Below are 11035 nucleotides of genomic sequence, written 5' to 3'. Positions count from 1 at the left end.
AGCCAAGGCCGCTGCCGAGGCCGCCGCCGCGCTGCAGGCCCAGGCCCTGGCCGAGGCCGCCGCAAAGGCCGCCGCCGACTTGGCCGCGCAGCAGGGGCAGCTGGGACAGCAGGGCACTCAGCTCCAGGGCCAGTTCCTGAACCTGACCCAAGGCTCGATCTTCAACCTCAACCAGTTCACCGGGCCCAGCGGCCTCGGCAATCCTGGCGGTCCTGGTGGCCCGGGCAACCCCGGCGGCCTGGGCACTTTCGGCGACGGTACCAATCCGCTGCTCATCAGCCAGGCGGCCCAGGACTTCTTGAACCAAATCATCACAACCATTACCGAGCAGCCGGACAACCCCCTCAGCGGCATCACGACAGAGAATTCTCTTCTGCTCACGACCAAGGCGGAGGGGCAGTTCGTCGATCTCGACCCCTCGGACCAGAATACGAGCGTGGTTTCGCTCCGCGACTCCGCCTACTACGAGTCCAGCGGGAATCACGAGAATTGGGTCCAGAGTTCCTACTCCAACGCTTTCGAGCCCGGTGTCACCGCCATCTCCTCAACCGTCGTCAACGTCACCGGCAGCGAGTATAATGACGAGATCTATGGCAACAACTCCGCCAACCTCTTCTACGGTGGCAGCGGTGCGGACCTGATCTACGGGCGGGGCGGCAAAGACATCATTGAGGGCGGCGAAGGGAACGACACCATATACGGCGGCGCGGATGCGGATCTCATCGACGGCGGCGCAGACTTTGATGCCATCTACGGAGACGCCGGCAACGACACGCTGAGCGGCGGGTTGGGCAACGACACCATCATGGGCGGCATCGACAACGATTCCATCAGCGGCGGTGACGGCAACGACATGCTCAACGGCGAAGACGGCATGGACGTTATCGGCGGCGGCGACGGGAACGACACCATCATCGGCGGCGCGGACAACGACACGCTCACCGCAGGAGCCGGCATCGACAGCATCCAGGGCGGCACGAACGACGACCTCATCTACATGGAGTCCAACCTCACCGCCGACGACACCGTGGACGGCGGCACGGGCAATGACACTCTGTATTTCGCAGACAACGGCCTCGGCACCAACGACCTGGACAATGTCCAGGGCGTGGAGCAGGTGTACATCTCCGGCGCAAGTTCGGCCCTCATCTACCACGGCATGGAGTTCTCGGGCTCGGCCGACGCCACCATGTGGGACGCCGTGGGCGGCAAGCTCATCATCAATGCCTCAAGCTTGAGCGCAGGCGAGGCCCTGAACTTCAACGGCTCCGCCGTTGGCAACTACGGCTATTTCCAGATCACCGGCAGCGCGGGAGACGACACCATCAAGGGCAGCGATGCCCGCACCAACAGCGCCTCTGTGACCATCGGCGACTTGCTTAGCGGCGGCGCCGGCAACGACACCTTCATCGCCACTCAGGGCAGAGACACCATGGCAGGCGGACTCGGCTCCGACACCCTGGACTACTCCGACCTCACGAGCAACCCGCTGAACATCACCAGCACTGCGGACCAGACAGGTGGCGCCAGCTTCAACACTCTGGCCGGTTCAAGCCTCCACTCTTACTCCGGCATCGAGATCATCAAGGGCGGCGGCGGGGCCGACACCATCGACCTGGCCAACTGGACCAGCGCGGCCACCGTGTATGGCAACGACGGCAACGACTCCATCTTCGGCGGCTCCTGCCATGACTACCTTGAGGGCGGCCTGGGCATCGACGTGCTCCACGGCAACGCGGGCAACGACACCATCTACGGCGGCGACGGCGACGACACCCTGAACGGCGGCGCAGGAAACAACCACCTGCACGGCGACGCAGGCATCGACATGGTCAGCTACGGAAACGCCACGGGGGCCGTGACGGCGAACCTGAGCACCGGTTCTGTCACGGCCAACGGCTACGGCGGCACGGACACCCTGTACGACATCGAAAAGTACTACGGCTCCAACCACGGCGACACCGTCACCGCCGGAGCCACTACAGTGTCCATCGCCCTCGGAACCTGCGAAGACACCGTGTACATGGGCACCTACCTCTCCAGCACCGACACCGTCAGCGGCGGCAGCGGCTCAGACACCCTGCACCTGGACAACAGCTCCGGCAACACGACTGACTTGGCCAACGTCACCGGATTTGAACACATCACACTTAGCGGCACCAGCGCAAACCTGGCCGCCACCAACAGCCTCTTCAGCAACGTGGACAATGTCGGGATGTCGCCAGCGGTGTACGTGGACGGTGCATCGCTTTCCGGCACCCTGACCTTCGACGGGTCCGCCACAAGCGCCGGGTACCTCTACATCACGGGCAGCTCCGGCAACGACTCGCTTGTAGGCGGCGGCAACACGGGAGGCGGAGACCACCTCTATGGTAGCGGCGGCGCCGACACCATGACAGGAGGGGCCGGCCCTGATTTGTTCATCTACAAGACCCAGAGCGAGGGCGGCGACACCATCAGCGACTTCCTCAGCGGCACGGACAAGTTCGCCTTCTACAAGACCGCCGCAGGGGGCGACTTCGGCTTCAGTGACACCGCCACGGCCCAAGGACATGTCTTCAACACGCTGACAGACTACATGAATGCGGCCGACACCAATGCCGCCTGCTGGGTCCGGGACGACGACTTCAACATACTCAAGTTCGATGACGACGGTTACGCTGGCGCGCACGCAGCAGTGACCATCGCCAACAACGTCAGCAACATCACCTCCACGGATATCATCATCGTGAACTCCAGCCACGTCGAGGTCTAAACGCGCGCCAGCGCCGCCGCCCCAAACAGGACGGCGGCGCTGGCGCTCTGTTTCTTCTCCCCTAGAATTTTCCTCGCAGTCGTTCCGGTATCGCCGTCAGCCGCTCATCCGCGAGCACCTGGACGAACCATCGCCGCAGCGAGTCCTCGTCGCTGGGCCGACCTCCCTGCGGGCAGCGGGCAAAATCCGCTTCAGACTGCCGGAGCGCGTTCCAGCGCCGGTTCTTGTCCAGCAGCAGCCCGAAGTCCGCCGACTGCAGGTGCATGAGCCACAGGCCCGGGTCCTCGCGCACGCTCGCCTCCTCGTACACAAGGTGGAAGCCCTGCAGCCAGCTGGCCGGGATGCTCGCCAGCACCGGCTTCTTGTAGATGCCCTCGGCGGGCAGCATGACGCCGCGCTGGGTCGAGACGGGCTCGCCGGGCTTGAGCGGGGCTTCGGCCGGGGTGTCAGGGCGCATGTCGTGCAGCACGTCGAACGCGTGGCCCGGCTGGATGATGCCCCCGTAGCCAGGGCTCGCAAGCCTGGCCAGCAGCGCCTCCTCCCCGTCCTCAGGCACCAGCAGCTCGTCGGCGTCGGTGTGCAGCACAAAGCGGTACTGCGAGAGCAGGAAGCGCTGGAAATGCCCGCAGAAGCGCGCCATGTCGGCGTGGTCGGTCAGCCCGCGCGGCAGGGGCACCACGTTGGTGTCCGGGTGCAGCACGCCCCTGGGCGACACCGCCGAGCCGTGATCGATGACGTAGAGGTTCCGGTGGCCCGCAAGCCTTGCGTGGTGGGCCTCCCAGAAGCGGAGCATGTCGTTGTCGTCGCGGGCGTGGGTGAAGGCGGCCAGAAGCCCCGGCTTGGCCGCTTCGCCGCCCACCGGCATGGCCTTCACATAGTCCACGAAGGGCGCGAAGAACGAATGGTGGAACAGCACCAGTTCCTCGTGCAGAACGCCCTCGGCCCCGCGCACCACCAGCGTGACCTGCCGCGTGGGCGCGCGCTGGAGGATGCGCTCCACCTGGCACAGCTCGTCGTTGATGGAAACGGTGTCGAGCTTGAGCACGGCGTGGTCCAGCCGGTGCTCCACCCCGCCCAGCCTGAGCGCGAAGCCGGGGGCCTCCGCCACCAGGTCCGCGCGGGAGAGGCGGATGTAGGCCATGCGCACGTCATCCAGCCGAAAGGCGTAGGCCATGCGCCCCCCTACCCTTTCGCGGGCCGACCCGCTTCCAGCGCCAGCAACAGCGCCTTCAGGTCCAGGCCGTGGGGGTTGGTGTAGCCGGTGAGCGCGCCGTCCGCACCCAGCACGCGATGACACGGCACGACAAGGGGCCAGGGGTTGCGCGCCATGGCCTGGCCCACGGCCCTGGCCTTGCCCGGGTGTCCTGCCAGGGCGGCAAGCTCGCCGTAGGTCAGGGTCCGGCCGCAGGGCACACGCTCATGGAGCGCGCGCAGGATGTCTCCCGTGAACGGCGGCAACGTGTCCCAGGCAAGCGGCAGGGCCGGGAATTTCGCGGGCTTGCCCTCGGCCAGCAGCGAGAGGGCCTTGTGCACGGCCTTGGCCTCGGGGCTTGCGTCCGGCGGCAGGCTCCCCACCTCCGCCCTGCCGAGCTCGAGCCTGGCCACCCGGCCGCCACGCCAGTGGATCGCGAGGGACAGCGGCGGCGCGGCCACCAGTTCCACGCGCTCGGCCTGCATCGTCATCTTGCCGTTCATGAGCACTCCTTGCGTTTCGCCCCAATCGGGCAGCGCGCCGGGGCAATGGCCCACCTTGCCCTGCCAGACGTCCTGGCGCAACATCTCCTCGCGGATGCGCCTGAGCGTGCCGGACTTGTCCGCGCCCCAGTCCGGGGCCAAAAGCTCGCCCGGGGCCGGGTCCGCGGCCAGGCGCTGCACGCAGATGTCGGGCCGCAGGCGCGAGAGGGCCAGCACCACGGCCGCCGCATACTCCTCCCGCGACGGCGGCGCGTACCCTCCGGCCCGCCACAGGGTCTCCAGGCCCGCGCCACGGCAGACCAGCAGGTTGTGGAACTTGACCCCGGCCACGGGCAGGGCGTTCAGGAAGTCCACGGACCGGGCCAGATCGTCCCGGCTTGCTCCGGGCAGACCATGCACCAGGTGGGCGCACACGAACAGGCCACGCTCCGCCGCCGCCCTGGCCGCCGCCGCGAAACAGGCCGCGTCGTGGCCGCGGTTCATGCGCCGGAGCACCGCGTCGTCGGCGCTTTGCAGGCCAAGGTCCAACTGCACGAAGCCGAAGCCCGCCTGGGCCAGCACGTCCAGCCGCGCGCAATCGCCCTCCACGTCGAGGCAATCGGGCCGCGTGCCCAGGCACAGCCCCGCCACACCGGGCAGGCCGGAAATTTCCGCCAGCACGGTCCGCAGGCGACCGATGCTCGCATGTGTGTTACTATATGATTGAAGGTAGGCCAGAAGGCGCGCATGGGGGTGGCGGGCCAGCAGCCGGGGGGCCAGATGCCCCCACTGCCCGGCCAGATCCAGCCCCTGGGCGCGGAGGCCCGTGCCGGAGCCGGCGGGGTTGCAAAAAATGCAGCCCGCGCGGGAGATGGTTCCGTCGCGGTTGGGGCAGGAGAACCCGGCGTCCAGCGGCACCTTGCGGGCCTCCCCCCCCAGGCGCGCACGAAAAAAAGCCGCCAAAGGGTGGATTCGTGTGGCTTCCGCAGGGCCGGGGGAAGTGCTCATGTATTGCCTGCCGGTACTTCTTTTGGTACGAGGTGCTGTTCTGCACATGTAAGAGAGAATTGCCGCCGCCCACCCACTCTACTGGCGGCCACCAAATATATCAAGAACCGGGGGTTTTATGGTCAAGCTGTTCGACAAGTTCTTTGAATATTTCTCCACAGACCTGGCCATCGACCTGGGGACCGCGAACACGCTGGTCTACGTCAAAGGCGCTGGCGTCATGCTTTCCGAGCCGTCCGTCGTCGCCGTGAAGCGCGACTCGCGCGGGGGCAAGGTCGTGCTGGCCGTGGGCACCGAGGCCAAGAAGATGCTCGGCCGCACGCCCGGCAACATCGTCGCCATCCGCCCCATGAAGGACGGCGTCATCGCCGACTTCGAGGTCACCGAGGCCATGCTGCGGCACTTCATCTCCAAGGTCAACAATTCCCGCCGCCTGGTGCGCCCGCGCATCATGATCTGCGTGCCCACCGGCATCACCCAGGTGGAGAAGCGCGCCGTCAAGGAAAGCGCCCAGAGCGCCGGCGCCCGCGAGGTCTACCTGATCGAGGAGCCCATGGCCGCGGCCATCGGCGCCAACCTGCCCATCACCGAGGCCACGGCCAACATGGTGGTGGACATCGGCGGCGGCACCACCGAGATCGCCGTCATCTCGCTGTCCGGCATCGTGTACGCCAAGAGCGTGCGCATCGGCGGCGACAAGATGGACGAAGCCATCATGCAGCACGTGAAGCGCAAGTACAACATGCTCATCGGCGAAAGCACCGCCGAGGAGATCAAGATGACCATCGGCTCCGCCTACCCTGTCGAGGGCGCGGGCGAGATGGAGGTGCGCGGGCGCGACCTCGTCACCGGCATCCCCCAGAACCGCATCATCACCGCCGAGGAAGTGCGCGGCGCCATCTCCGAGCAGGTGGAAGGCATCGTCCAGGGCGTGCGCATCGCCCTGGAGCAGACCCCGCCTGAACTGGCAGCCGACATCGTCGACCGCGGCATCGTGCTCACGGGCGGCGGCGCGCTCCTGAAAGGCCTGGACAAGCTCCTGCAGCACGAGACCCAGCTGCCCATCACCGTGGTGGACGACCCGCTCACCGCCGTGGTGCTCGGCTCAGGCAAGGCGCTCGAGTGCATCGACCTCTACAGGGAAGTGACCACGGACTGATGTGAATCCGAAACGTGTCGCCTTCTTCCTAGTCGCCGGGCTGTTCTTCTACCTGGCCCTGTACACCTGGAATTTGCGCACCGGGTTCTTGACCCGCCTGAGCACCTATTCCGGCCTGGATAGCGTTGGAGCTGTGTTGCGTCCCGGCTCCGCGGTGGGCAACGCCGCGGGCGGGTTCGTGGACCGCTACCTGTCCCTGGTGGGCCTGAAGCAGCAGAATGAAACCCTGCTGCAGGAGATCAAGGCCCTGCGCCTGGAGAACATGACCCTGCGCGAGCGCGCCGAGGCCACGGCCCGCGTGGAGAAGCTGCTGGGCTTTCCCGAGCCGCCGGACTGGAAGCGCGAGGGCGCGCGGGTCATCGCCCATCGCGTCGGCCCCACGGCCATCCTGGAAACCATCCTGGTGGACCGGGGCAAGCTCTCCGGCGCCCTGGAGGACACCCCCGTCATCTGCACCGAGGGCGTGGTGGGCCGCATCTACCGCGCCGGGCTCTCCGTGGCCACGGTGCTGCTCCTGATCGACCCCGCAAGCCGCGTGGCCGTTGTCGGCAGCACCAACCGCGCCGCCGGCGTGATCTACGGCATGGGCGCGGGCGAGCAGCTCGTGGTCAAGTACGTGGGGCTCAAGTCCACCATCGAGCCCGGCGAGATCCTCGTCACCTCCGGCATGGACGGCTTGTACCCCAAGGGACTGCCTGTGGCGCGGGTCACCAGCGTGCGCCGCGAGGAAGCCACCCTGTTCATGGACGTGCAGGCCGAGCCCCTGGTGGACATCCCCCGCCTGGAAGAGGTGCTCCTGCTCAAGCGCGCGGTCCGGCCGGAAGACTCCCGCGCCCTGTGGGAGTAGCCCATGCTCGCGGCATTCTGGTGGCTGGCCTTCACCGTCCTCGGCATCTGGGGGCAGAGCCTGTTGCCCGGCGTGGACTTCTTCGCGCCCGGCATGGCCGTTTCCCTGCGCTGGCAAAAGCCCGGCGCCACCATCATCCTGACCTTGATCTGGGTGGCGATCCAGGAAGGCGCCGGCGGGCTGGCTTTCGGCTACGGCATCCTGTGGTACGCCGTGCTGTTCTCGCTGCTGACCGTCGGGCGCTGGCTGCTTGACCCCGGCAGCTTCCAGTTCCAGGCCCTGCTCGGCATAACCCTGGGCCTGGCCCATCTGCTCCTGCTCTACCTCATGGCCGTGCTCGAGATGCGCGCCTTTCCCCTTGGCCGGGTGCTGGGCGAATGCCTGCTCCAGGCGCTGCTGTATCCGACCCTGTGGTATGTGGCCGACTCCATGTTCCCAGACAGGCTGAAAAAGGCTCATGAAGAATCTGCATAGCCCCTACGGACAAGAGCAGCCGCGCATGGGCGTGGGCCTGCTGCAATGCCTGATCTTCGGGCTGTTCTGCCTGTTCGCCGTGCGCCTGTGGTACCTGCAGATCCACCTTGGCCCGGTGTTCACGGAAAAGAGCCGCAACAACCAGCTGCGCACCGAGTACATCTTCGCCCCGCGCGGCTTCCTGCGCGATCGCAACGGCGAGCTTTTGGCCGTGAACGAGCCCGCCTTCGTGCTGGGCCTGGTGCGCGAGGACTGCGACAACATCCCCGCCACCCTGGACAAGGTCTCCGAGTGGACGGGCATCCCGGCGGAGCGCCTGAAGGACATCTACACCCGCAACAAGCCCAAGGTGAAACCCTTCGAGCCGCTGACCCTGGTGCCGGACCTGGACTTCGACCTCATCGCCAAGATCGAGGGCGGCAGCCTTCGCTGGCCGGGGCTCGACATCCTCTCGCGCACCCGGAGAAAGTACATTTACGGCCACCTGCTTTCCCATGTGCTGGGCTACGTGGCGGAGGCCAACGAGGCCGAAATGCAGGCCGACCCCACCCTGTCCATGGGCGATTTCGTGGGCAAGCAGGGCCTGGAGAACCGCCTGGACAACCGCCTGCGCGGGACCAAGGGCAAGCGGCTCATCGAGGTCGACGTCACGGGGCGCAGGCTGTCCGAGGAATTGCAGCGCGACCCCAAGGCGGGCGAGGAGATCTTCCTTTCCATCGACCTGGGATTGCAGCAGCTGGGCCACAAGGTGCTGGAGGGCAAGGCCGGGAGCGTGGTGGTCATGGACCCCGACTCCGGCGAGGTCCACGCCCTGGTCAGCGAGCCCTCCTACGACTCCAACACCTTCACCACGGGCCTGTCCTCGGCCCAGTGGGCGGAGCTGCGCGACAACCCCATGCACCCCCTGCAGAACCGCGCCACCCAGGGCGTCTACCCGCCGGGCTCCATCTTCAAGCTGCTCATGGCCGCGGACGGCCTGCACGAGAATGCCGTGGACCCGAGCGAGACCGTGCAGTGCACCGGCGAGCTGGCCCTGGGCAACCACGTGTTCCGCTGCTGGAAACGCGGCGGGCACGGCACGGTGAACTTCCAGCGCGCCCTGGTGGAGTCCTGCGACGTGTACTTCTACAAGCTCGGCATGAAGCTCGGCGTGGACCGCATCAGCTCCTACGCCAAGATGGCCGGGCTGGGCGAGCCCACCGGCATCGACCTGCCGCACGAGAAGGCCGGGCTCATGCCCTCGCGCGAGTGGAAGATGAAGCGCTACGGCGTGCGCTGGACCAAGGGAGAGGACTTGAACCTGGCCATCGGCCAGGGCTACACCGGCTTGACCCCGTTGCAGGTGGCGCGCCTCATCGCCGCGCTCATCAACGGCGGCAAGGTGCTGAAGCCGCAGCTCATGCGCGGCGTGGCCCCGGAGGTGCAGGGCAACATCCCCCTGACTCCCGCGCACGCGGCCATGATCAAGAAGGCCATGATCGCCACGGTGGAGGACCCTCGCGGCACCTGCCGGCGCGTGCTCACGCCGGGCGTGGTGGTGGGCGCCAAGACCGGCACGGCACAGGTGGTGCGCCTCACAGACGAGCTCAAGCGCATGGGCGACAACGTGCCCTACAAGTATCGCGACCACGCCTGGATGGCCGGCTTCGGCGAACGGGACGGCAGGCGCTTCGTGGTGGTGGCCATGGTCGAGCACGGGCTGCACGGCGCGTCCGGCGCCGGCCCCGCCGTCAAGGCCATGCTCGACGCCTTGTTCCTGGGCAAGAAGGAGCTGCCGCCCAGAGACATCGAAGGGGCGGAACGCCCGGCGGAGCCCGCCGCTCGCGTGGCCGTGGACCCCGTGGAGCCGCAGTTCCCGGATCCGACCCACGAGCCGGAGGTGGTCCAATGACCCCCATCGACCGCCGCATGCTCTACCATGTGAACTGGCCGCTGGTGGGCATCCTGGCCGCGCTGTTCTTCGTCGGCGTGCTGAACCTGTATTCCGCAAGCGGTGTGCGCCTGGAGGAAGGCGTGTCCGTCGAGCCCTATTACCAGAAGCAGATCATCTGGGGCACCATCGGTCTTGTCGGCATGCTGGCCTTCATGAGCTTCGATTACCGCAGGCTCTCCGCCGTGGCTTGGCCGCTGTACGTCGTCACGCTGCTCCTGCTTTTGACCGTGCCCTTCCTGGGCAAGACAATCTACGGCGCGCGGCGCTGGCTGGACTTCGGCCTCTTCAGCTTCCAGCCGAGCGAACTGGCCAAGTTCGCCATGCTGCTTTTGGGCGCGCGCATCCTCTCCACGGAGCCGGAACGCCTGGACCTGAAGCGCCTGGCCTACATCCTGGGCCTTGGCCTGGTGCCCACGCTCATGGTCATCAAGCAGCCGGACCTCGGCACCGGGATGCTCGTGCTGCTGCTGCTGGGCGGGCTGATCCTCTACCGGGGCATCCGGCCCTGGCTGTTCCGCACCCTGTGCGTGCTGGTGCCGCTGCTGATGCCTCTGGCCTGGTTCGGGCTCAAGGACTACCAGAAGCGGCGCATCCTGGCATTTCTGGACCCGGCCACGGACCCGCTGGGCTCCGGGTACCACATCCTGCAATCGGAGATCGCCATGGGCTCGGGGCGCATCTTCGGCAAGGGCTTTCTGGCCGGCACCCAGAGCCAGCTCCGGTTCCTGCCGGAAAAGCACACGGACTTCGCCGTGGCCGTGCTGGGCGAGGAATGGGGCTTCTTCGGCATGATGGTGCTCTTGAGCCTGTTCTGCGCCTTCCTTTATCAGGTGGCCATGGTCGCGCGCGACGCCAAGGACCCCTTCGGCAGCTACCTCGCGGCGGGCGTGTTCTTTTATTTCTTCTGGCAGGTGCTGATCAACATGGGCATGGTCCTGGGACTCATGCCGGTGGTCGGCATCCCGCTGCCCTTCATCAGCTACGGCGGCAGCGCCACCCTGGTGAACTTCAGCCTCCTCGGCCTGGTGCTGAACGTGTCCATGCGCCGATTCCTGTTCAAACAAAACTAGTCCCGAAGAATCTGCGCCGTCCCCGACTTCGCAGTTTCCCCACCCCTTTGCCGCGACGGCCCGTGCTCGGACGAGCGTCAAAGGGGAGTCGTTTTGACAAATCCTGGGCATAAAG

The 11035-nt window shown here is 66.8% G+C and carries 8 protein-coding genes; 6 read left to right on the top strand and 2 right to left on the bottom strand.

Annotated elements, in window-relative coordinates:
- Positions 1–2755, top strand: a 2755-nt coding sequence (locus RDU24_RS13330) for a calcium-binding protein (RefSeq protein WP_308736265.1), incomplete at its 5' end; no start/stop codon positions are given.
- 61 nt (positions 2756–2816) lie between these two features.
- Here the strand turns inward: RDU24_RS13330 and RDU24_RS13325 are convergent.
- Positions 2817–3929 carry a glycosyltransferase family 2 protein gene (locus RDU24_RS13325; protein ID WP_308736264.1) on the bottom strand — a complete coding sequence of 371 codons (1113 nt, stop codon included), beginning with the start codon at positions 3927–3929 and terminating at the stop codon, positions 2817–2819.
- A gap of 8 nt (positions 3930–3937) precedes the next feature.
- Positions 3938–5437 (bottom strand): TIGR01212 family radical SAM protein, encoded by a 1500-nt coding sequence (locus RDU24_RS13320; protein ID WP_308736263.1) that lies wholly within the window; start codon positions 5435–5437, stop codon positions 3938–3940.
- Between the two features lie 118 nt (positions 5438–5555).
- Between RDU24_RS13320 and RDU24_RS13315 the strand changes: the two genes are divergently transcribed.
- The 5 genes from RDU24_RS13315 to rodA are packed head-to-tail and all read left to right on the top strand — an operon-like array spanning position 5556 to position 10920.
- A complete protein-coding gene (locus RDU24_RS13315; protein WP_305573829.1) occupies positions 5556–6596 on the top strand; it encodes a rod shape-determining protein in 1041 nt (346 codons plus the stop codon).
- Position 6597: 1 nt separating this feature from the next.
- Positions 6598–7443 carry a rod shape-determining protein MreC gene (gene mreC, locus RDU24_RS13310; protein WP_308736262.1) on the top strand — a complete coding sequence of 282 codons (846 nt, stop codon included), beginning with the start codon at positions 6598–6600 and terminating at the stop codon, positions 7441–7443.
- Between the two features lie 3 nt (positions 7444–7446).
- Complete coding sequence (locus RDU24_RS13305; RefSeq protein WP_308736261.1) at positions 7447–7917, top strand: hypothetical protein; 471 nt, start codon at positions 7447–7449, stop codon at positions 7915–7917.
- Entirely contained in the window at positions 7901–9808 is a 1908-nt protein-coding gene (gene mrdA / locus RDU24_RS13300; RefSeq protein WP_308736260.1) for a penicillin-binding protein 2, read from the top strand. Before RDU24_RS13305 ends, mrdA begins: the two co-directional genes overlap by 17 nt.
- Positions 9805–10920 (top strand): rod shape-determining protein RodA, encoded by a 1116-nt coding sequence (rodA, locus tag RDU24_RS13295; protein ID WP_308736259.1) that lies wholly within the window; start codon positions 9805–9807, stop codon positions 10918–10920. The genes mrdA and rodA overlap by 4 nt, the downstream gene beginning before the upstream one ends.
- Positions 10921–11035 lie beyond the last annotated feature (115 nt).

Origin of the sequence: Humidesulfovibrio sp. (assembly GCF_031082295.1) — a bacterium.
Lineage (GTDB): Bacteria > Desulfobacterota > Desulfovibrionia > Desulfovibrionales > Desulfovibrionaceae > Humidesulfovibrio.
The sequence above is the reverse complement of the archived record's forward strand: the minus strand, read 5'-3'. Positions and strand labels throughout refer to the sequence as shown.

Bases quoted from the DNA above. Each gene is read 5' to 3' on its own strand.
- RDU24_RS13325 (WP_308736264.1), bottom strand. From the start codon at position 3,929: ATGGCCTACGCCTTTCGGCTGGATGACGTGCGCATGGCCTACATCCGC.
- RDU24_RS13320 (WP_308736263.1), bottom strand. From the start codon at position 5,437: ATGAGCACTTCCCCCGGCCCTGCGGAAGCCACACGAATCCACCCTTTG.
- RDU24_RS13315 (WP_305573829.1), top strand. From the start codon at position 5,556: ATGGTCAAGCTGTTCGACAAGTTCTTTGAATATTTCTCCACAGACCTG.
- RDU24_RS13305 (WP_308736261.1), top strand. From the start codon at position 7,447: ATGCTCGCGGCATTCTGGTGGCTGGCCTTCACCGTCCTCGGCATCTGG.
- mrdA (WP_308736260.1), top strand. From the start codon at position 7,901: ATGAAGAATCTGCATAGCCCCTACGGACAAGAGCAGCCGCGCATGGGC.
- rodA (WP_308736259.1), top strand. From the start codon at position 9,805: ATGACCCCCATCGACCGCCGCATGCTCTACCATGTGAACTGGCCGCTG.